This window comes from Aeromonas sp. ZOR0001 (genome assembly GCF_000801015.1).
GTDB lineage: Bacteria > Pseudomonadota > Gammaproteobacteria > Enterobacterales > Aeromonadaceae > Aeromonas > Aeromonas veronii.
Map to the genome: position 1 here is coordinate 95,293 of NZ_JRJY01000107.1, position 22,483 is coordinate 117,775.

Annotated in this window: 17 protein-coding genes and 1 pseudogene; 13 read left to right on the forward strand and 5 right to left on the reverse strand. The window is 59.9% G+C overall.

Features of this window, described 5'->3' with window-relative positions:
- From L972_RS13910 to L972_RS13920, 3 genes are all read left to right on the forward strand, one after another.
- The coding region (locus tag L972_RS13910) for a phosphatase PAP2 family protein (RefSeq protein ID WP_047438934.1) at positions 1-260 on the forward strand (260 nt) is incomplete at its 5' end.
- A gap of 99 nt (positions 261-359) precedes the next feature.
- A complete protein-coding gene (gene rnt / locus L972_RS13915; protein WP_005333780.1) occupies positions 360-1,037 on the forward strand; it encodes a ribonuclease T in 678 nt (225 codons plus the stop codon).
- A 273-nt stretch (positions 1,038-1,310) separates the two neighbouring features.
- On the forward strand, positions 1,311-2,633 hold the full coding sequence (locus L972_RS13920; RefSeq protein WP_005361308.1) for a Na+/H+ antiporter family protein: 1,323 nt from the start codon (positions 1,311-1,313) through the stop codon (positions 2,631-2,633).
- Between the two features lie 491 nt (positions 2,634-3,124).
- On the opposite strand, the gene L972_RS13925 is transcribed toward L972_RS13920, so the two are convergent.
- The 4 genes from L972_RS13925 to ydiJ form a co-directional block, all read right to left on the reverse strand.
- Positions 3,125-5,026: a DEAD/DEAH box helicase gene (locus L972_RS13925; protein WP_047438936.1), complete on the reverse strand. Its 1,902-nt coding sequence runs from the start codon at positions 5,024-5,026 to the stop codon at positions 3,125-3,127.
- Positions 5,027-5,206: 180 nt separating this feature from the next.
- On the reverse strand, positions 5,207-5,668 hold the full coding sequence (locus tag L972_RS13930; RefSeq protein ID WP_047438938.1) for a hotdog fold thioesterase: 462 nt from the start codon (positions 5,666-5,668) through the stop codon (positions 5,207-5,209).
- A 168-nt stretch (positions 5,669-5,836) separates the two neighbouring features.
- Positions 5,837-6,325 (reverse strand): hypothetical protein, encoded by a 489-nt coding sequence (locus L972_RS13935; protein WP_047438939.1) that lies wholly within the window; start codon positions 6,323-6,325, stop codon positions 5,837-5,839.
- Positions 6,325-9,396 carry a D-2-hydroxyglutarate dehydrogenase YdiJ gene (gene ydiJ / locus L972_RS13940; protein ID WP_047438942.1) on the reverse strand — a complete coding sequence of 1,024 codons (3,072 nt, stop codon included), beginning with the start codon at positions 9,394-9,396 and terminating at the stop codon, positions 6,325-6,327. Before ydiJ ends, L972_RS13935 begins: the two co-directional genes overlap by 1 nt.
- Positions 9,397-9,563: 167 nt before the next feature.
- Here ydiJ and L972_RS13945 point away from each other — a divergent pair, with 167 nt between their 5' ends.
- The 4 genes from L972_RS13945 to L972_RS13960 all read left to right on the forward strand — a co-directional run bounded on the left by L972_RS13945 (position 9,564) and on the right by L972_RS13960 (position 14,777).
- The gene (locus L972_RS13945) at positions 9,564-10,490 is read left to right on the forward strand and encodes a cation diffusion facilitator family transporter (RefSeq protein ID WP_005352774.1); all 927 of its coding nucleotides are present in this window, start codon (positions 9,564-9,566) and stop codon (positions 10,488-10,490) included.
- 300 nt (positions 10,491-10,790) lie between these two features.
- A complete protein-coding gene (locus tag L972_RS13950; protein ID WP_047438944.1) occupies positions 10,791-12,326 on the forward strand; it encodes a TerC family protein in 1,536 nt (511 codons plus the stop codon).
- Positions 12,327-12,522: 196 nt separating this feature from the next.
- Positions 12,523-13,644: an alkene reductase gene (locus tag L972_RS13955; RefSeq protein WP_047438945.1), complete on the forward strand. Its 1,122-nt coding sequence runs from the start codon at positions 12,523-12,525 to the stop codon at positions 13,642-13,644.
- Between the two features lie 146 nt (positions 13,645-13,790).
- Positions 13,791-14,777 (forward strand): zinc-binding dehydrogenase, encoded by a 987-nt coding sequence (locus L972_RS13960; RefSeq protein WP_047438947.1) that lies wholly within the window; start codon positions 13,791-13,793, stop codon positions 14,775-14,777.
- A gap of 113 nt (positions 14,778-14,890) precedes the next feature.
- On the opposite strand, the gene L972_RS13965 is transcribed toward L972_RS13960, so the two are convergent.
- A complete protein-coding gene (locus L972_RS13965; protein ID WP_052200065.1) occupies positions 14,891-15,955 on the reverse strand; it encodes an adenosine deaminase in 1,065 nt (354 codons plus the stop codon).
- A 197-nt stretch (positions 15,956-16,152) separates the two neighbouring features.
- Between L972_RS13965 and L972_RS13970 the strand changes: the two genes are divergently transcribed.
- The 6 genes and pseudogenes from L972_RS13970 to L972_RS21950 all read left to right on the forward strand — a co-directional run.
- Positions 16,153-16,902 (forward strand): HAD-IIA family hydrolase, encoded by a 750-nt coding sequence (locus tag L972_RS13970; protein WP_005337281.1) that lies wholly within the window; start codon positions 16,153-16,155, stop codon positions 16,900-16,902.
- Positions 16,903-16,956: 54 nt separating this feature from the next.
- Positions 16,957-18,531, forward strand: coding sequence for a cation:proton antiporter family protein (locus L972_RS13975; RefSeq protein WP_047438949.1), 1,575 nt, complete (start codon positions 16,957-16,959; stop codon positions 18,529-18,531).
- 130 nt (positions 18,532-18,661) lie between these two features.
- Positions 18,662-19,030 carry a cupin domain-containing protein gene (locus L972_RS13980; RefSeq protein WP_047438951.1) on the forward strand — a complete coding sequence of 123 codons (369 nt, stop codon included), beginning with the start codon at positions 18,662-18,664 and terminating at the stop codon, positions 19,028-19,030.
- Between the two features lie 192 nt (positions 19,031-19,222).
- On the forward strand, positions 19,223-20,887 hold the full coding sequence (gene asnB / locus L972_RS13985) for an asparagine synthase B (RefSeq protein ID WP_047438953.1): 1,665 nt from the start codon (positions 19,223-19,225) through the stop codon (positions 20,885-20,887).
- A gap of 250 nt (positions 20,888-21,137) precedes the next feature.
- A complete protein-coding gene (locus L972_RS13990; protein ID WP_047438955.1) occupies positions 21,138-21,662 on the forward strand; it encodes an acyloxyacyl hydrolase in 525 nt (174 codons plus the stop codon).
- A 227-nt stretch (positions 21,663-21,889) separates the two neighbouring features.
- Positions 21,890-22,483: pseudogene (locus L972_RS21950) on the forward strand (IS3 family transposase); the annotation flags it as partial.

Below are 22,483 nucleotides of genomic sequence, written 5' to 3' on the forward strand. Positions count from 1 at the left end.
GCCACCACTGGCAGGCCGAGGTGAACTACGCCTTCCCCTCTGGCCACAGCATCGCCGCCATCAGCCTGGCCCAGTTCTTTGGCCTTATCTGGCTGGCCCGCGCCCCCACAGGCGTCTGGCTGCTGCCACTGTGGGCACTGGGAATTGGTCTGTCGCGCATGGTGATGGGTATGCACTGGCCGGTGGATGTGCTGGCCAGCGCCCTGTTGGGCACGCTCACGGCGCTGATTGCCGCCCGCTGGTGGCTACACAGATATTAAATCGAGCGCCACCTTGCCGCGGTATCCTGCGTGGGATGGGAGGACAAGCCTGTGCTTTTTTGCCATAATGCCGCCTCATTTTATCCCGACCGAGATCCCATGACCGACGCAGTTCATACCCTCAAGGGCCGTTTCCGTGGTTTTTACCCCGTCGTCATCGATGTTGAAACAGCCGGGTTCAACGCCAAGACCGATGCCCTGCTCGAAATCGCGGCTTACACCCTGAAAATGGATGAGCAGGGCTGGCTCGTTCCCGATCAGGTATTCCACTTTCATGTCGAACCCTTCGAAGGGGCCAACCTGGAAAAGGCTGCGCTGGAGTTCACCGGCATCGACCCCTACAACCCGTTGCGTGGCGCTGTCTCGGAAAAAGAGGCGCTGACCGAGATCTTCAAGGGGATCCGCAAGGGGATGAAGGAGCAGGATTGCGGCCGCGCCATCATAGTGGCCCACAACGCCACCTTTGATCACGGCTTCGTGATGGCAGCCGCCGAGCGCGCTGGCCTCAAGCGAAATCCGTTTCACCCGTTTGCCACCTTCGACACCGCAGCTCTCTCTGGGCTGGCGCTGGGGCAGACCGTGCTGGCCAAGGCGTGCCAGAGCGCCCGCATCCCGTTTGACAATAAAGAGGCGCACTCTGCCCTCTATGACACCGAACGCACCACAGAGCTGTTCTGTCATATTGTTAACCGCTGGAAGAGCATGGGGGGTTGGCCGCCTGCTCATCCGGATGATGACACAACCGATGCCCCTGCCGACGATGAGGGACAAGAATAAACGGACGAAGGCTGCCACTGGCAGCCTTCGCTTTTTGGGGAAGTGATTGATTGCACTGCGCACCGGAAATCGCTATCAACGTCACTATCCACCGCTGCGCACGGGATGCACGGAGACAAACAGGTCACAAACCCTCATGTTGAGCAACCTTGTGCCACATGCTGCTGCGATATGAGGGGTTTGACTGATTTTTTTCTCGACATTTGTCACATTTTTCGCAAACTAACTCCCCTTCACATGACAGACAGCAATAACAAACTATAAGGAAATCAAATGAATCCAGTTGTTATCGCAGTCGGGCTGATGCTGGTGCTCAGTCTGCTGCGGATCAATGTGGTGGTCTCGCTGGCGCTGGGGGCCATTGCTGGCGGCCTGGTCGGTGGGCTGTCGTTGACCGATACCCTCACCACCTTTAGCGGTGGCCTGGGCGGTGGCGCCGAGATTGCCCTCTCCTACGCCATGCTGGGCGCCTTTGCGGTTGCCATCTCCCGCTCTGGGATCACCGACCTGCTGGCCCGCAAGGTGATCAACCAGTTGGGCAAGGATGCCAGCTCGACCCGCATCATGTGGGTCAAAACCCTGCTGCTCTCTTCCGTGCTGGCCGTGGCGATCTCCTCCCAGAACCTGATCCCGGTTCACATCGCCTTTATTCCCATCCTGATCCCGCCGCTGCTGCATGTGATGGCGCAGATGCAGATCGACCGTCGTCAGGTGGCCTGTGTCATCACTTTTGGTCTGACCGCCACCTATATGGTGCTGCCGGTCGGCTTTGGTGGCATCTTCCTCAACAACATTCTGGCCAAGAACCTGATTGATAACGGCGTGCCCATCACCACCAGCCAGATCCCGCTGGCGATGGCCATTCCGGTCGCCGGTATGGTACTGGGCCTGCTGATTGCGGTATTCATCAGCTATCGCAAACCGCGCCAGTACGATCTGGCCAAGATCCTGGATGCCGAGCCCGAAGCGGTCGAACTCAACCTCACCCACATCTGGGTGGCCCTGCTGGCCATTGGCGTGGCGCTGGGGCTGCAACTGATGACCAACAGCATCGTGCTGGGTGCGCTGGCTGGTTTTGTCATCTTCACCTGCGGCGGCGTCATCAAGTTTCGCGAAAGCCAGGATGCCTTCACCCAGGGGGTACGGATGATGTCGCTGATCGGCTTCATCATGATCTCTGCCGCCGGTTTTGCCGCCGTGATGAAGGCGACTCACGGGGTCGACTCTCTGGTTCAGGTGGTCGCCTCCGGCATCGGTCAGCACAAGGGGATCGCCGCCTTCCTGATGCTGCTGGTGGGTCTGCTCATCACCATGGGGATCGGTTCTTCCTTCTCCACCGTGCCCATCATCGCCACCATCTATGTGCCGCTCTGTCTGCAGCTTGGCTTCTCACCGATGGCGATCATCGCGCTGGTCGGTACCGCTGGCGCGCTGGGGGATGCGGGTTCACCAGCCTCCGACTCGACCCTGGGCCCCACCTCCGGCCTCAACGCCGACGGCCAGCACGACCATATCTGGGACAGCGTGGTGCCCACCTTTATTCACTACAACATCCCGCTGGTGATCTTCGGCTGGATTGCCGCCATGGTGCTCTGATAGCCCTTCAGGCTGCGAACTCTGCACGTCACAATGCACAACGAGAAGGCGACCAGATGGTCGCCTTCTTCATTGATGCCAACCAATTACCCCACTCGATATGAATAATGGCTGCCAGCCAGACAAAGCCTCTGAGCGACCAACTAGTCGCCACCCCTTGCGACCGCCGGAGTCAGCGGGCGCAATGCTGTCACTCCCCATCCAACTATCCGCCCAAGTGCACACGTCCCAACGCTTGCCAATACAAAGAAACGGCTGCCAGCCCAGACCTATGGCAGAACGGCGGATGATACCCAACCACGTCACAACCGCCTGTCGAGTAGAAAAGGTATTCTCTCTTTCCCCGACATCCAGTCATCAAATAGTGGCCATCATGCGCTCCCCCATTTAACGGCTTATGCCGATCTGGCGTTCAGTAAGAACACAGGGTAAACCACAGGCAGAAAAAAAGGCCGCTCAATGAGCGGCCTTCTTCATAACGGGATCAGCAATCAGCTTTCGCGACGCTTGCCACCGAATTTGCGATCTTTGTTGAAGCCACCTTCACGGCGCTCCCCGCTCTTGTTGAACGGACGGTCACCCTGGGGACGGCGATCCTTGTTGAAAGGACGGTCGCCACGGAACGGACGATCACCGCGCGGCGGACGGCTGCTGGTGTTGCCACCGGCCGGCACCTCGGTGTAGCGAGTGATCTGCAGCGGACGCTGGCAAACACGGGCTTTCTTGATCACTTCCAGCACATCGGCGGTCATGCCTTTCGGCAGATCGACGGTGGAGAAGTCATCGGCGATGTCGATGTTGCCGATAAAGCGGCTCTCGATATTCGCTTCGTTGGCGATGGCGCCCACGATCTGGCCCGGCTTGACACCGTGATGGGCACCCACGTCTACGCGGTAGCGCTCCATCTCCACGTCTGGGTTGTCTTTCAGCGGACGGGGCTCCAGAGACGGCATGCGACGGGCAGGACGATCGCCACGGTCACCGAAGTCACGACCACCACGGTCGTTGAAGTCACGACGCTCGAAGCCACCACGATCGTTGCTGTTGTTGAACAGCGGATCCGGAATGGAATCATCCAGCAGCAGCGGTTGGTCACCCTGTACCAGCTTGGCCAGTGCAGCAGCCAGCTCCAGCGGATCGGCAGAATCCTCTTCGATCAGCTCGTTTACCAGGTTGTGGTAGATCTCGAGCTCTTCACCCATCATGGTTTCGCGGATGCGCTCCTTGAACTTGGCCAGACGGTGCTGGTTGATGTCCTCGGTGCTCGGCATCTTCATCGGCTCGATGGCCTGACGAGTTGCGTGCTCGATGGCGCGCAGCATGCGACGCTCGCGGGGAGCAACGAACAGGATGGCTTCGCCTTTACGACCGGCACGACCGGTACGACCGATACGGTGTACGTAAGATTCGGTGTCGTACGGAATGTCGTAGTTCACTACGTGAGTGATGCGCTCAACGTCCAGACCACGGGCGACAACGTCGGTGGCGATCAGGATATCCAGCTGGCCCTGGCGCAGCTTGTCGACGGTACGCTCACGCAGTTTCTGCGGGATGTCGCCGTGCAGCGCTTCACAGGCGTGGCCACGAGCGGCCAGCTTGCCAGCCAGCTCTTCAGCGGCGTTCTTGGTACGTACGAACACCAGCAGGGCTTCGTAGGATTCCACTTCCAGCAGACGGGTCATAGCGTCCAGCTTATGCAGACCGGTTACCTGCCAGTAGCGCTGGCGAATAGTGGTAGCGGTAGCAGTCTTGGAGGCGATCTTGATCTCTTTGGGCTGCTTCAGGTGCTTCTGGGCCACGCGACGGATCTGCTCCGGCATGGTGGCAGAGAACAGGGCAACCTGACGAGTGCTCGGGCACTGCTCCATGATCCAGTCAACGTCGTCGATGAAGCCCATACGCAGCATTTCATCAGCTTCGTCCAGTACCAGAGCTTTCAAGCCGGAGAGGTCCAGGTTCTTGCGACGGATCAGGTCCATCACGCGGCCCGGAGTACCGACGACAACCTGGGCACCGCGACGCAGGGCGCGGGTCTGGGTTTCGTAGGAGGCACCACCGTAGATCGGCAGTACGTGGAAATCAGGCATGTGGTGGGCGTAGCGTTGGCACGCTTCAGCCACTTGCAGCGCCAGTTCGCGGGTAGGCGCCAGCACCAAGATCTGGGTGTTGCGGTTACCAGCTTCCAGACGAGACAACAGAGGCAAGGCAAAAGCAGCGGTCTTCCCTGTACCGGTTTGCGCCTGCCCCAGCAGATCGTGTCCCGCCATCAGGTGGGGAATTGCTGCGGCCTGGATCGGTGACGGGCGCTCATAGCCCACGTCCTGCAGCGCTTTCAATACAGGCGCGGCCAGTCCAAGCTCACTAAAAAGGGGCAGTTGTTCGGTATCAGACATAGATTCTTCCAGATTAAGGCAGGCGGCTAACACCGCGGAATAGCAAAAAGGCGGCGATTATAGCGCCACTTTGTTCTGCTGTCTTGAAAAATGTGATAAGCCTCTCAAGACGTTGGCAATTATAGAGGGATCTGACGAGTATGGCTTGCTTATTTTGCACTCATAGTGCGTTATTGCAGATCACTCCTCGCTGGAGTCCTTGCCCCGCTTGTGTTTGAGCACCGCCATGGTCAGTCGGCTGGTGCACAATAAACGCTCACGTTCGTCCCGAATTTCAATCTGCCACACCTGGGTCGTTGCTCCCAGATGGAGCGGCGTGCAACGCCCGGTCACCACCCCTTCCCGTTTAGCTCGCAGATGGTTGGCATTCACCTCCAGCCCCACACAGTAGCTATTTGGCCCGACCGCCATATTGGCGGCAATCGATCCCAAGGTTTCCGCCAGCACCACAGATGCGCCGCCATGCAGCATGCCCAGGGGTTGGTGTGTGCGATGATCCACCGGCATGGTCGCTTCAAGCCAATCGGTGCCAAAAGCCGTGTAGACGATATCGAGATGGGCCATCAGGGTGTTGCGAGAGGTGGCGTTGAGCCCCTCCAGACTCATGGGTTTACGCCAGATGGGCGCAATATCGTGACTCATTGCGAGCAGACTCCTTATGTAAGCGATGAATGCGTACCGATATGGGTGAAACGCCCTCCATCGACAACATGGTTCGGTTATGTGAGTTGTTGGTTACCGGGTGACGTGGTAACAACGCAGCCCCGACCCGGCGCTGCGTGTTACACAATCATGCCCTTAAGCGGGATGTCACCAGGGGTAGGTAACGCCGGGCCACTCGGACCAGGGCACATCTCGCCCCGGCAAGCGGGGGTCTGGCCACTGCCACACCCTGGCGAGCCACTCGCGCAACTGAATCTCCAGCTCCTCATCCGTGATGGGCGCCTCGGCCACCTTCCAGAAGAAGAGCTCCACCGCTACCTCCGGCAGCACCGAGGGGTAGAGATAAACCCCGCCCCAAAATTGCGGCTCCCGATCCGGGCTCCAGAGGCCATAGGCAAAGGAGCGCTTGGCCAGAAACTCCGACTGCTGCCACTCCAGATCCCCTTCGTGCTGGCTCAGGCTGAAGTTGGCGGAGGGCCAGAGATCGTGCGGGCGAAACAGCTGATGGAGCTGCTCGCGCTCGCGCAACATGGCGACAAACTCCACCACCGCCTGAGCGGGAGTGGCGGGTAACAGCAAGAAACGTGGATGCCGATAGGCCTTCGGCACCCGAAACCGCTTGGGGAACGTCAGCATCAGAGCAGCTCCAGCAGGGCTTGCAATGGATGTTTGAGCTTTTCCCCCTCCATCCGCTTGACCTGACTGCGGCACGAATAGCCAGTTGCTAGACAGCGCGCTTTGGGCAGGCGGGCGAGCGGGTCGGCCCAGCTCAACCCATAAATGCCCTTGGAGTTCTCCACCTGTTTGACATCGTGACCATAGGTACCCGCCATACCACAACACCCCACAGAGACCGGCTGCAAACTGGCCCCGAAGCGGCCAAACAGGGTGCTCCAGTCACCGTGAGTGGAGGGCTTGGCGGTCTTCTCGGTGCAGTGGGCAAAGAGATACCAGGGCTCACTCCCCTCCTCGCTCTTTGCCTTGTTGGCGCTAGCAGGCAACTGATCTGTCGGCAGCGAGAGCAGCCACTCCTGTGGCAGCAACACCTGAAAATCACCGCGAGCCGACCCCAGCGCCTTGGCATACTCGTCGCGATAGCAGAGCACCATGGCCGGATCCACCCCCACCATGGGAATGCCAAGCGCCGCCACCTTGTTGAGGAACTGGGCGCTGTTGGCGGCGGTGCGGGCAAAGGCACGCAGGAACCCCTTGATATGCTGGGGTTTACCATTGGGTTTAAAGGGCAGCAGGTAGGGCTGGAACCCGAGCTTGCTGGCGAGTTTCACCAGGTCGCGCACCACGGGGGCATCGTAATAGCTGGTGAAGGGATCCTGCACGATAAGCACTACCTGCTTGCGCTGCTCGGCACTCATCCGCTCCAGTCCCGGCAGATCAAAATAGCGGGCGCGGTTATCGTGCAGGCTCTCGGCCAAGGTCGGCACCGAGAGCAGCGGCACATCGACCATGCCGATGCTCTTCTCGGTCGCCTTCTGGGCCCACTCTTTTTCGAGGAAGAAGTTGACCAGCTTCGGCGCCTTGGCAAGCAGCGGCGCATAGCTCTCCACCGTGCCGACGAAGTAATCCTTGGGGGCGCGCAGGTAGCGGCCATGATAAAGCTGCATAAAGCGGGCGCGAAAATCGGGCACATCCACCTTGATCGGGCACTGGCTGGTGCACGCCTTGCAGGCCAGACAGCCTGCCATCGCCTCCATCACCTCGTGGGAGAAATCATACTCGCCGCGCTGTTTGGCCCAGCTGTTGCGCACCTTGTCCACCAGCTGTTTGAAGCGCACGCCACCGGATTGCAGCGCCACCTCTTCCGCCAGCGGATCGAAGCCCTGCTCCGCCAGCTGACGCAACCATTCACGCATCAGGCCCGCCCGCCCCTTGGGGGAGTGGCGGCGATCGCGGCTGATCTTGACCGAGGGGCACATGGGGGAGTCGATCTCGAAGGTGAAGCAGAGGCCGTTGCCGTTGCAATCCATGGCGCGGGTGTAGCTGGTGCGCACGGCGAGCGGGATCTGGCGGTCATACTTGCCGCGCTTGGGGCCATCCACCGACACCAGCTCGGCGCCGCTACCGTAGGGGATACAGATCTTGCCCGGGTTGATGCGGTTGGCCGGGTCGAACGCCCCCTTGACCCGCTGCAGCTCTTCCCACAGCTCGCCAAAGAAGGCGGGACTGTATTCGGAGCGAAAGCCCTTGCCATGTTCCCCCCACATCAAGCCGCCATATTTGGCGGTGAGCGCTACCACCTGATCGGAGATGCGGCGCAGCAGCACCTCCTGCTCGGGATCGCACAAATCCAGCGCCGGGCGCACGTGCAGCACACCGGCATCGACGTGGCCAAACATGCCGTAGTCGAGGCCGTGGGCATCCAGCAGGGCGCGAAACTCCATGATGAAATCGGCCAGGAATTCGGGCGGCACTGCGGTATCTTCAGTGAAGGCCACCGGCTTCTTGCGCCCTTCGGCGTTGCCCAGCAGCCCCACCGACTTCTTGCGCATGGCGTAGATGGTCTCGATACTCGGCAGGTGGTCACATACCTGATAGCCGATGATCCCGGCCTCACCCTTGGCCAGCAGGTCGTCGATACGGCGGCAGAGCTCCGCTACCTTGGTCTTGTGTTCCGCCTCGTCGGTATCGGCAAACTCGACGATGTTGAGCCCCTGCAGATCCTTGCCGGGCACATCCTGAATAAGTTCTTTCACCGAATGCCAGATGATGTCGGCGCGGGCCAGCCCGAGCACCCGGGAGTCCACCGTCTCCACCGACAGCGCTTGGGCCTCAACCATAAAGGGGGCGTTGCGCAGGGCGGAGGGGAAGCTGTCGTACTTGACGTTAACCAGGGTGCGATAGCGCGGGATGGGGGTGATATTGAGTTTAGCTTCGGTGATAAAGCCGAGGGACCCTTCAGATCCGCACAGCACCCGGCTCACATCCAGCGTATCCGTATCCGGTTGATAGAGGTGTTTGAGATCGTAACCGGTCAAAAAGCGGTTGAGCTTGGGGAAAGTCGCCTCGATGTCGGCGCGGCGCTCCTTGCCGATACGATAGAGAGTGCGATAGATCTCCCCTTCCCGATTCTCCAGCGCCAGCTTGTCGGCCAGTCGCTCACCGGTCAGCGGCTCGGTGGCCATGATATCGCCATTCTCCAGCACCGCTTTGAGACCCAGCACGTGATCCGAGGTTTTGCCGTAAACGAGGGACCCCTGCCCCGAGGCGTCGGTGTTGATCATGCCCCCTAAGGTGGCGCGGTTGGAGGTGGAGAGATCCGGCGAGAAGAAGTAGCCATGGGGCTTGAGATAGGCGTTGAGCTGGTCTTTCACCACCCCGGCCTGGGCGCGCACCCACCCCTCCTCCAGATTAATTTCCATGATCTGGTTCATATAACGGGAGAGATCGACGATAATGCCGCCGCCCAATGACTGACCATTGGTACCGGTACCGCCACCGCGAGGGAAAAAACTCAAGGCGGCGAACGCCGGCTCTGCGGCCAGCTTGAGCATTGCTGCTATGTCGTCCGCACTGCGCGGATAGAGAACCGCCTGAGGTACTACCTGATAGACGCTGTTATCCGTCGCCATCGCCAACCGGCTTGCATAAGACTTTTCGATATCACCACGAAATGCGCTGCGCTCTAGCAACTCAAGAAACTGCAGGGTTGTGGGTGACAAACTGTCCTGGTAATCGAGTCTCGGGATCATGAATCCTTGTTCCCATCCTTTGCTTGATGCCGGCACGCCGGCGACAACGACTGGCCAGCCGCCTGTCAATGGCAATCAGGCCAGTCCGCTCACATGTGAGCGGGCAGTATATCAGCTAGAAAACCGCTTGCGCTTGGCAATATTCACCATTTGAAAGGAGGACTTTTATGGCTCACCACAGCCATGTTATCAGTACGCTGGTCACCACCGAAAAACAGGCGCTTACCCTGTCGCTGTTCGGTTGTATTACCTTTGCCATCTTCGGCATCGGCTACGGCCTCTTCGTCGGTTCCAACGCCATCATGCTCGATGGTATCTTCACCCTGTTCAGCATGGGCATGACGGGCCTCGGTCTTGTTACCGCCTATCTCGTTACCCGCCCTTCCGATGCGCGCTTCCAGTACGGCTATGCCCACTTCGAGCCCATCACCAACGTCATCAATGGCGCCATTATTCTGCTGCTCTGCCTTGGCGCTCTCTATAGCGGCATCACCACCCTGCTGGATGGCGGACGGGAGATCGATCTCGGCCACGCCCTCATCTATGCCGCCGTCTCCACCTTCTTCTGCGCCATCATCTATCGCATCGAAGCCCAGGTCGCCGAGCAGGTAGACTCCGAGCTGGTGCGGGTCGACTCCAAGGAGTGGCTGGTGGATACCCTGCTCAGCGCCACCCTGCTGATTGGCTTTGTGGTCGCCATCGGCCTCGATGCCATCGGCTACGGCCAATACAACCGCTACATAGACCCGGTGCTGGTCTCGCTGCTGGCCCTCTGCGCCACTCTCATTCCCATCAAGGTGCTCGGTCGCAACCTGCGGGAAGTGTTGAAGATCGCCCCCAAGGGGGATGTGCCACGGCAAGTCGAGCAGGAGATCGAGGCGCTGCGCCAGCGCCACGGCATCGAGTGCTACAGCCATCTGGCCAAAAGCGGTCGCCGCTTCGATCTGGAATTGAACATTCTGGTGGCGCCGGGTCAGGAGTGGCCCGTCGAACGTCAGGATGCCTTGCGTCAGGAGCTCTGGTCTCGCCTTGGCGATACCCTTGGGGATGCCTGGCTGTCGGTCTGTTTCACCCGCGAAAAGCGCTGGTTGTAACGACCGCACGGGGGAGCGTGGCACCGCTGCCTCCCCCTGTCGCATCACAACCCCATCACGCCCCACTGACACTGCTCTTGCCAAATTGGCGCCAGCCGCTATCATCAGGGCTCATTTTTCACCCGAGGTTTTATTGCCCATCATGGACAATCCCCGAAGTTGCCCTTCGTCTCTCTCTGTCAAAGCCTATCTTTTTCTGCTTAATCAGCGCCTCTGAATAACACCTTTGCCTTGCTGTTACTGCGGCCATCGTGCGCCGTGATCACTCTCTGCTCTGTCTGTTTTTATTGAGGTCATACAATGGAATTGCTGCTGGATCCCCATATCTGGATTGGTCTGTTTACCCTGATCATTCTGGAAATCGTGCTGGGGATCGACAACCTGGTCTTTATCGCCATTCTGGTGAAAAAACTGCCCCCCGCCCAACGGGACAAGGCCCGCGTCATCGGCCTGTCGCTGGCCCTGCTGATGCGACTTGGGCTCTTGAGCGTCATGTCATGGCTGGTCACCCTGACCACCCCGATTTTGCACCTGTGGGATCACCCCTTCTCCGGTCGGGATCTGATCCTGATGGGGGGCGGCCTGTTCCTGCTGTTCAAGGCTACCTCCGAGCTGCATGAGCGGCTGGAAGCCAAACCCCAGGATGATGGCCCGGTCGGCGCCTACGCCAGCTTCGGCGTGGTGATCGCCCAAATTCTGGTGCTCGATGCGGTCTTCTCGCTCGACTCCATCATCACCGCCGTCGGCATGGTGGAACACCTGGGTGTGATGATGGCCGCTGTCACCATCGCCATGGTGGTGATGGTGCTCGCCTCCAAACCACTGACCCGCTTCGTCAACGCCCACCCCACCGTGGTGGTGCTCTGCCTGAGCTTCCTGCTGATGATCGGCTTCAGCCTGGTGGCGGAAGGGTTCGGCTTCCATATTCCGAAGGGCTACCTCTACGCAGCCATCGGCTTCTCGGTGCTGATCGAGTTTTTCAACCAGCTGGCCCAGCGCAGCGCCATGCGTCACGAATCCAAACAGCCCCTGCGTGAGCGCACCACCGCCGCCATCTTCAAATTGATGGGGAGCAAGGCCTATCAGGATCAGCCGGATGACGATCTGGATGCCCCTGCCGTAGCGCCGGTGAGCTTTGGCGAGGAGGAGCGCTATATGGTGACCGGCGTACTATCGCTGGCCGAGCGCTCCATTCGCACCATCATGACCCCGCGCTCGGAGATGGCCTGGATCGATATCAACGACTCCAGCGACGAGATCCGCGTCCTGCTGCAGCGCGAGCCCCACAGCCTGTTCCCTATCTGTGACGGGGATCTGGACGAGGTGATCGGAGTGGTCAAGGCGCGCGATCTGCTGTTTGCCTTGAACGAAGGGCAATCTTTAAGTGAACTGGCCAAGCAGAACGACCCCATTATCGTGCCGCAAACCATCAACGTGATCCGTCTGTTGGCGGAGCTGCGCAAAGCCAAGGGGAGCCTTATTCTGGTCTCCGACGAGTTTGGCGTGATCCAGGGGCTGGTCACCACCCACGACCTGCTGGAGGCCATCGTCGGCGAGTTGCCGGACGAGGACGAAACCCCGGATATCGTACGCGATGGCGAAGGGTGGCTGATCAACGGCAGCACCAACATCCACCATGTGGAGCAGGTGCTGGAGCACGAGGGACTGGTGAGCGAGAGCGATGAATACGTGACCCTGGCGGGCATGCTGCTCTCCCACTTCGGCACCCTGCCCACCCCGGGTCAGCAGTTGCAACTGCAGCAGCTCAACTTCGAGGTGATCGAGGTGAGCGAAAGGCGTATCGAGCGGGTGAAAGTGATGCCCGCCGCGGCTTGAGCCAGCCACCAGCAGAAAACAGAAGAGGGCCAGACGGCCCTCTTTTTTATGCTTCAACTTTATGCCTCAACGCCTTCTTTCCCGGCGGGTTGCACTGATTGCTGCATCAAGCACAATTCTCTTGTGCAATTACCCCTCTTTTTCACAACAAGATGGCGGCATAAAGTGGCCTCACTTCCACCATGAGGAACTCAAGATGAGCCACGATCACCTGTTCTGCCCGCTGCGCCTCGGCCAGCTGCACCTTGCCAACCGCATCGTCATGCCCCCCATGACCCGCTCCCGTGCCAGTCAGCCCGGTGATGTGGCCAACGCCATGATGGCCAGCTACTACGCCCAGCGCGCCGAGGCGGGCCTGATCATCAGCGAAGGCACCCAAATCGACCCCATGGGCAAGGGCTATGCCTGGACGCCGGGGATCTACAGTGCCGAGCAGATCGCTGGCTGGAAGCTTGTGACCGATGCCGTGCACGCCAAGGGGGGCAGCATCTTCGCCCAGCTCTGGCACGTGGGCCGGGTCACCCATCCGGACAACATCGGCGGCGCCCAGCCCATCTCCGCTTCAGCCCTGCCCGCAGTGGGCGTCAAGGTGTTCGTCGATAACGGCAGCGATGCGCCGGGCTTTGTCGAGACAGTCACCCCGCGCGCCATGACTCAGACCGATATCCATGCGGTGGTGGGCCAGTTCCGTCAGGCGGCTCGCAACGCCATCAGCGCCGGTTTTGACGGTATCGAGCTGCACGCCGCCAACGGATACCTCATCAACCAGTTCCTCGACTCCGAATCCAACGTCCGCACCGACAGTTATGGCGGATCGCTGGAAAACCGGCTGCGCTTTCTCAAAGAGGTGACCGAGGCAGTCAGTAGCGAAATCGGCGCCGACCGGGTCGGGGTGCGTCTTGCGCCGCTCACCACCCTCAACGGCACCGTCGATGCCAATCCGCAGGAGACCTATCTGGCGGCCGCCCGTCTGCTGGGCCAGCTCAACGTGGTCTACCTGCACATTGCAGAAGCGGACTGGGACGATGCCCCCCTGATGCCGAAGAACTTCAAGCAGGGGCTGCGCGATGCTTTCCCCAACACCCTGATCTATGCCGGCAAATATGATGGCGAGCGGGCTCGCGCCGCCCTCGAAGCGGGCTGGGCCGACATGATTGGCTTTGGCCGCCCCTTCGTCGCCAACCCGGATCTGCCGAACCGTCTGCGTCACGGCTATCCGCTGGCCCCCCACGATCCGGCCACCCTGTTTGGCGGCGGCGAAAAAGGGCTGACCGATTACCCCGTCTATCAGGCCGAGGACACAGCAGCCAGCCGCTGATTGCCGATGACCAACCGGCCACGTAACGCAGGCCCCACAGGTTGGGGCCTGCCGTATTGTTGCCCATTCGCAGCAGTAGCAGTTTCTCTGTATTGCGGTTGCAATGACCTCGTTGTTCTCTCCCCTCGCTTTCACAAGGAGTCATCATGAATCACACCCAAGCCTGGTGCTGGCATGCCCCCGGTGAACCGACCCAGCTTACCCTCGCCGATCTGCCCCTGGCACCGCCCGCCCCTGACGAGGTGCTGGTGGCAAACCGGGTCATCGCCTTCAATCCGGTGGACTGGAAGCTGATCGAATATGGCCACTCCAACTGGCAGGACGGTCAGGTGCCCGGCGTCGATGGCATGGGCACTATCGTGGCCCTCGGTGCCAACGTCAGCCATCTGCGCCTCGGTGCCCGGGTCACCTATCACACCGACCTGCGCCACCACGGCAGCTTTGCCCGCCACACCCGGGTACCGGCCCGCGCCCTGCTGCCGGTGCCCGATGCCCTGAGTGACGAGGCAGCAGCCGCCCTGCCCTGTCCCGGCCTCACCGCGTGGCAGGCGCTGGCCAAGCTGCCGCGCCTGCACGGGGAAGCACTGCTCATCACAGGTGCTGGCAGCAGCGTCGGCCGTTTTGCGGTGCAGCTCGCCCTCAAGCAGGGGGCGCGGGTCTTTGCCAGCGCCAGCTCACGCCACCATCACTGGCTCAAGCAGATAGGTGTGCAGGGGGTGGCCGATTATCGGGATCCCGACTGGCTGGCCACCTTGCAGGCGGCCAACGGCAACGAGCCGTTTGAGGGGATCATCGATCTGGTCTCCAGCCAGCAGGCAGAGAGCCTGCTGCCCGCCCTTGGCTACTACGGTCACATGGTGACTGTGCTCGGGCGCATCCCGCACAATCCGCTACCCGCCTTTAGCCATTGCCACTCATTGCACGAGATTGCGCTGGGCGCCCAGCACGCCTTTGGCACCGACAAGCAGTGGAGCCGACTGGTGGCCGCCGGTGTCGCCATGATGGCGCAGATGGCGAGCGGCGAGCTGACCCTGCCGCCGCTGGTGGTGGGCGACTTTGAGGCACTGCCTAACCTGCTCGAGCGCTTCAAGCGCGAAGGACAGGGTGAGAAGTTTCTGGTACGGGTGGCGTAACGCTGACTTTCCCTGATAACCACACCGACCATTGAAACGAAAGAGGCCCGCCAGTAATGACGGGCCTCTATTTATATCTACTGCATCTCATCTCGACTTCATTGGCGCCTGACTCAATGCAGGATCACCCCGTGAGTCGCGGCATAACTGCGGATCTCCCGGGTCAGCCTCGCCTTGTCGGCCAGAGAGAGCCAGCTCGCCTCAACGGCATTGAGCGACAAGCGACAGAGCTGACTCATGGTCGCGCCAAGGCCATCGGCCAGCGCCACAAAGTTGGCATTCATATAGCCGCCAAAGTAGGCGGGGTCGTCCGAGTTGATGGTGACGCAGAGCCCCTGCTCCAGCAGCCGCAACACATTGTGCTGGGCCATATTGCCGAACACCTTGAGCCGGGTGTTGGAGAGGGGGCAGACGGTGAGCGGCATGCGGGTATCCGCCAGATAACGGAGCAGCTCGGGATCGTCGGCCGAGCGCACCCCGTGATCGATGCGGCATACCTGCAGCTCGTTGATCGCCTGCCAGATGTAGTCGGCAGGCCCCTCCTCACCAGCATGGGCCACCACCGGCAGCCCCAGCTCGCGGCATTTGGCAAAGACCCGGGCAAATTTAGTGGGCGGATTGCCCCTCTCCCCCGAGTCAAGGCCGATACCGTGAATGCGTGACAGGAAGGGCATAGCCTCTTCCAACGTCGCAAAGGCATCCTCTTCGCTCAGGTGGCGCAAAAAGCTCATGATAAGGCGCCAACTGATGCCAAACTCCTTCTCCCCGATCTGCAGCGCCCGCTCGATGCCGCCCAGCACAGTAGCAAAGGGGACACCGCGAGCAGTGTGGGTCTGCGGGTCGAAGAAGATCTCCACATGCACCACCTTGTCGGCGGCGCAACGCTCAAGATAGGCCCAGGTGAGGTCGAAGAAGTCCTGCTCGGTCACCAGCACGCTGGCACCTCGATAGTAGAGGTCGAGAAAGGATTGCAGGCAGTCAAAGTCATAGGCGGCGCGCACGCTGGCCACATCGGGCCAGGGCAGTGGCACACCGTTGCGGCGGCCCAGCTCAAACATCAGCTCGGGTTCGAGGCTGCCCTCGATATGCAGGTGCAGCTCCAGTTTCGGCAGTCCGGCGATAAATTGCGCGGCGGTGAGGTGTTCGGGGGTGACTGGCTTGGGAATCGGGGTGTCCATAGCGACGGCTCCATCAGCAAAGTGATCCGGCGTCAGCCCCTCCACCAGACTGACCCGACGGCAGCTTTATTGTGCACCGAAGTGCCGAGACAGGGGAGACTTGTCATCAAACAGACTTATAATGGCGTCACAAAAATCATAAATGATTGAACATCTTAACGATTGGCGGCTCGCCTGCGCCCTGACAAGGAGTTTTCATGAAGAAGAACGTCATCTGCGATATCGACGGTGTCATCCTGCACAATAACGATCTCATCCCCGGTGCCGACCGTTTCGTCCATCGCCTGCTGGAGCAGGGCAGCAAGCTCTTGTTCCTCACCAACTACCCGGCCCAGACCCAGAAAGATCTGCAAAACCGCTTCCGCTCCGCAGGTATCGAAGTGCCGGAGGAGTGCTTCTACACCTCCGCCATGGGCACCGCCGACTTTCTCAAGCGTCAGGATGGCAAGAAGGCCTATGTGATCGGTGAAGGGGCGCTGACCCACGAGCTCTACAAGGCCGGCTTTACTATCACCGACATAGACCCGGACTTCGTGGTGGTTGGCGAGACCCGCAACTACAACTGGACCATGATGCAACAGGGGGCCAAGTTCGTCGATCAGGGGGCCCGCTTTATCGCCACCAACCCCGATACCCACGGCCCCATGATGCACCCGGCCTGCGGCGCCCTGTGCGCCCCCATCGAGCGGATGACCGGCAAGAAGCCGTTTTATGTCGGCAAGCCGAGCGCCTGGATCATCCGTGCGGCGCTCAACCGGATGGAGGCCCACTCCGACGACACCATCATCATCGGCGACAACCTGCGCACCGACATTCTGGCGGGCTTTCAGGCCGGTCTCGAGACGGTGCTGGTGCTCTCCGGGGTGAGCAAGGTCGCCGATATCGACCGCATGCCGTTTCGCCCGAACCATATTTTCGACTCCGTGGTCGACATCGATATCGTCTAATCACCACCCAAGCGTTAAACAGGGCAGGTCTCTCCTGCCCTTGCAGGATCTGTTATGGAACCCATTCTGATCGCCGTGGCTTTTGGTTGCGGCATGGTAGTCAATCTGATTGGCCTGCCTCCCCTGTTCGGCTTTCTGGCCGCCGGTTTTATCCTCAACGGCATGGGATATGAAAATACTCCCGCCCTGAGCGAGGTAGCCGATCTCGGCGTCACCCTGCTGCTGTTCACCATCGGTCTCAAGCTCAATATCAAGACCCTGATGCGGCGCGATGTGTGGGGCACCACCAGCCTGCACCTGCTGCTCTCCACCCTGCTCTTTACCGTAGTGCTGCTGGTCTGCAAGGGACTGGGGCTTGAACTTGCCCTCTCGCTGGACTGGAAACTGGCGCTGCTGCTGGGCTTTGCCCTCTCCTTCTCCAGCACTGTCTTTGCGGTCAAGGTGCTGGAAGATCGCAGCGACATGAATGCCCTCTACGCCCGCATCGCCATCGGGGTGCTGGTCATGCAGGATGTGTTCGCCGTGGCGTTTCTGGCCTTCTCCAGCGGCAAGTGGCCCAGTATCTGGGCGCTCTGGGTGCTGGGACTGCCGCTGCTGCGCCCGCTGCTGTTCAAGCTGCTGGAACGTGCCGGGCACGGCGAGCTGCAGGTGCTGTTCGGGGTGTTTCTGGCGCTGGTGGTCGGGGCGGCCGGTTTTGAAGTGGTCGGCCTCAAGCCGGATCTGGGGGCCCTCATCATCGGCATGCTGCTCGCCTCTCATCCGGCTGCGGCAGGGCTTGCAAAGGCGCTCTTTAACCTCAAAGACCTCTTTCTGGTCTGCTTTTTTCTCACCATCGGTCTCAACGGCCTGCCGACCCACGACACCATGCTGCTGGCACTGGCGCTGGTGCTGGCCCTGCCGCTCAAAAGTGTCCTCTACTATCTGGTCTACAGCGGCGCTCACCTGCGGGTACGTACCGCCCTGCTCTCGACCCTGGCGCTCACCAACTTCTCGGAGTTTGGCCTGATCGTCGCCGCCATCGCCGCCAAGGCGGGCTGGCTCTCCCACGAGTGGCTGGTGGCGGTCTCGCTGGCACTGGCGGCCAGCTTTATGATCTCCGCTCCCCTCAATGCCCAAAGCGAGCGCATTTATCACCGCATCGGCCACTGGCTGCGAGGATTGCAAGCGAGCAACCTCCATCCGGAAGACAGGCCCATCGAGCTGGGCGATGCCGAGGTGATCATCCTCGGCATGGGGCGGATCGGTCAGGGGGCCTACTTCGAGCTGGAGAACAAGTACGGCAACGTCATCCTCGGGGTGGAGAACGACAGCGAGAAGCTGCCCACCCTGCGTGCCCAGGGGATGAACGTCATCGAGGGGGATGCCACCGATACCGACTTCTGGGACAAGGTGCTGCTCTCCAATCAGGTCAATCTGGTGCTGCTGGCGATGCCCCACCACTCGGGTAACCTCTACGCCATCGAGAAGCTGCGCAGCCACGGGTTCAACGGCAAGATCGCCGCCATCGTCCGCTTCGAGGATGATATCGCCTCCTTGCAGGAGCAGGGGGTGGATGCGGTGTTCAACGTCTACAACGAAGCGGGCAGCGGCTTTGCCCGCCATGTGATCCGCCGTTTGCAGCCGCTCTGATCCTGCGGCCAGCGGCTCTTGGCAAGGGAATGCACATCGTTTAAGTTATGCACAACCTCGTTTAATAAAACGAACAATCGCGGGGCCGGGATGGCCCCGCTTTCCTATCTGCCGAAGCCAAGGAGGCACCATGAAGACTCTCAACGACTGGATTTTGCTCGATCGCCATGAGGCGGCCCCTACCCCGCTGATGCCAGCCCCCGAGCGCATTAAAGCGGGCAACCCGGCGCAAACGGTGTGGAACCACTACTCCGACCCAAGCCAGCAGTTTCACGTGGGCTTCTGGAGCTGCGAGCCGGGCCGCTGGACCATTTACTACACCGAGCACGAGTATTGCCAGCTGCTGGAGGGGGATGTGGTGATCCACGACAGTCAGGGCGGCCAGCTTGCCCTCAAACCCGGCGATCAATTCGTGATTCCGGCAGGCTTTGTCGGCGAGTGGGAGACCCTCACCCCCTGTCGCAAGGTCTATGTGATCTTCGAACCCGCCTCGGCTTGACGTTCACGTCACCCTGCCCCGTTGCCGCAGCCATTATTCTGTTAATCCGCTTGACGCTTACGGCATGATTTTCTGCGGTTTTCCCGCTTGCAAAAGGTTTTTCCGCTAGGCATTGTGTCTGACGAGGAATGTAAATGGAATTTCGAGCCCAAACGTGGGGGGCTCATATAAAAATCAAGAGGATTACCGCCAATGTGTTCAATTTTCGGCATTCTGGATATCAAGTCCGATGCAGTAGCCCTGCGCAAATCGGCGCTGGAGATGTCCAAGCGACTTCGTCACCGCGGGCCTGACTGGTCCGGCGTCTACAGCTCCGACAAAGCCATTCTGGTGCACGAGCGTCTGGCCATCGTCGATCCGGGCAATGGCGCCCAGCCGCTCTACAACCCGGAGCGCACTCACGTATTGGCCGTCAACGGCGAGATTTACAACCACAAAGAGCTGGAAAAGACCCTCAAGGTCGATTTCCAGTTCCAGACCAAATCTGACTGTGAAGTGCTGCTGGCTCTTTACAAGGAGAAGGGCCCGGCGTTTCTCGACGATCTCAACGGCATCTTTGCCTTCATTCTTTATGACGCCGAACAGGATGCCTACCTGATTGGTCGCGACCACATGGGGATCATCCCCCTCTATACCGGCCGCGACGAGCACGGCAACTTCTATGTTGCCTCCGAGATGAAGGCGCTGGTGCCGGTCTGCAAAAGCGTTGAAACCTTCCCGCCGGGACACTACCTCTGGAGCAAGGATGGCGAGCTCAAACAGTGGTACAAGCGCGACTGGATGGATTACAGCGCGGTCGAGCATAACGTCAGCGACAAGGCGGAGCTGAAAGCCGCGCTGGAAGCGGCGGTCAAGCGCCAGCTGATGTGCGACGTGCCCTATGGCGTGCTGCTCTCCGGCGGGCTGGACTCCTCCGTTATCTCCGCCATTACCAAGCTTTATGCGGCGCGCCGCATCGAGGACGATGGCAAGAGCGAAGCCTGGTGGCCACAACTGCACTCCTTCGCCGTGGGGCTGGAAGGTTCGCCGGATCTCGCCGCCGCCCGTAAAGTGGCCGATCACCTCGGCACCATCCACCACCAGATCCACTTCACCGTGCAGGAGGGTCTGGATGCCCTGCGCGACGTCATCTATCACCTCGAGACCTATGACGTCACCACCATCCGCGCCTCCACGCCCATGTATCTGATGGCACGCTACATCAAGGCGATGGGGATCAAGATGGTGCTCTCCGGCGAAGGTTCCGACGAGCTGTTTGGTGGCTACCTCTACTTCCACAAGGCGCCCAACGCTCGCGAGTTCCACGAAGAGAACGTGCGCAAGCTCGCCTCACTGCACCTCTATGATTGCCTGCGCGCCAACAAGTCGATGGCCGCTTGGGGTGTCGAGGGTCGCGTACCCTTCCTCGACAAAGAGTTCATGGACGTAGCGATGCGCCTGCAACCTGCCGACAAGATGTGTGGCAAGGGCAAGATCGAGAAGCATATCCTGCGCGAAGCGTTCGAGGATCTGCTGCCCCACGAAGTGGCATGGCGTCAGAAGGAGCAGTTCTCCGATGGCGTGGGTTATTCGTGGATCGACAGCCTGAAAGCCATGGTGGAGCAGGAAGTGACGGATCAGATGTTCGAGGCGGCCGCATTCCGCTTCCCCATCAACACACCGCTCACCAAAGAGGCCTACTTCTACCGCGCCATCTTCGACGAGCACTTCCCGCTGGAAGCCGCCGCCCGTACAGTGCCCTACGGCAAGTCGGTCGCCTGCTCCACTCCTACCGCGCTGGAGTGGGATGCCAAGTTCAAGGAGATGGCCGACCCGTCCGGCCGCGCCGTGATGGACGTGCACCAACAGGGCTACTAAGCCAGAGCGGGGCGACCCCAGCGGCTAACGCCAGATAGCCAAAAGCCCTTCACCATGGTGAAGGGCTTTTTTTCATCTCCCCGCGGTCACGCCTGCCAAATCACATCAGACCATCGCAGCTAGTTGATTTTTCATAAATATTTAATTTTTTTACCGAGTGACCATGCATTGACAGGGAGCGCGTCGATTGACTATGCCTGAAGGGTGATCAACAGGATCACCAGGATGACAACAAGGATCGGGAGGGGGCATGGACGCTAACACTCTATCAAGGATCGCCCTGCTGACAGCACTGCTTGCCAGTCCGTCTGCAATGGCCAATGACAATATTCTTGCCCTGCAGCTGGGCAAGGCGTTCAGCAATGAAAAGCTCGACATCAAGATCGCCGATGCCAAGTTTCACCATATGTTCTGGCGCTGGGGAGACTCGGTCTGTCAATTTGGATTGGGAGCACGTGGCGGTACGCTCAAGGTAGAAGATGAAGAGACCGCCAGACTGGGGGGCGGCGCCCGTATCGAATGCCAATGGGGTAACTGGGTGACCTGGCTCCCCGGCGAAATGGTCTGGCTCGATCAGTACCAATTTGGCACTCGCGGCCACGGCTACAAGGATTACGGCGGCCCCTTCCAGTTCGCTCTGGGGATCGGCCTCGGCTACGCCATCACCAAGAATTGGCTGATCGGTTATCAGTATGAGCACATGTCCAACGCCCATATGTATGACAAGAATCCGGGGCTGGACAGCCATACCCTCCATATCGAGTACCGTTTTTGACTACAAACCCATTCCTTAGACTGCAGACTGCGCTGCTGGATACAAGCAGGTGTACATTGCTCAAAACGACATGCCCATAGCCTCGTTGACCAACAGTGATATACACAAAATAGGCGTCATAGCCGACTGGCCAGCAATGCAGCCACCGAGAAAAAAAGTATCGACGTGCAGCTAGAAGAACTACCGGAGTGGCATCTGGATGCGAGAAGGGAGTGATCCGCAGAGACGACTATCTGGCTCGCAGGAGAGTGATTAACAGTAAGCGCATGCAACTGCGGCGGTTGTTCACAGCGAGCCAGAGCTCAGCAGGCCGCAACCCCTTGATGTCGGTGATGCGGATGTTGTGGGTATCAGCTTGGCCGAGTCAAAATACGTAACCTGATAAAGGAAGCCGGGCTGGCATCCAAACAACCGGGCGCACACCGCTATAGGTGTTGCACGGTCAAAACGACCAGACATTCCCAATCTGCTGGCCCGAAAAATTGATCTTCCGCAACCCAATCAAGAGTGATGTGGAGATACCACCGACGGCTGAGCAGGCGCTCGTTAGCATTACCTTGGCCGCAATGCTCGCCCTGCATAACCAGCGGGTCATGGGTTGAGCAGTGTCTGACAAACCTGATGCAGTACTGAGAACAAAAGTGCTCGATATGGACAATCTGGAGCGGGCTTTCCCCTCAGGTGTCGTTTCAATCTGCCTGGGTAACCGACACGACAACTGGGCCTTTCCGCAACGACGGTGGCACTATCGCATGACCCAGAACATGAGCCGTAGTAGTAACTGCTGGGATACTCAGTTCATTATGCTCAAGAACATCAGC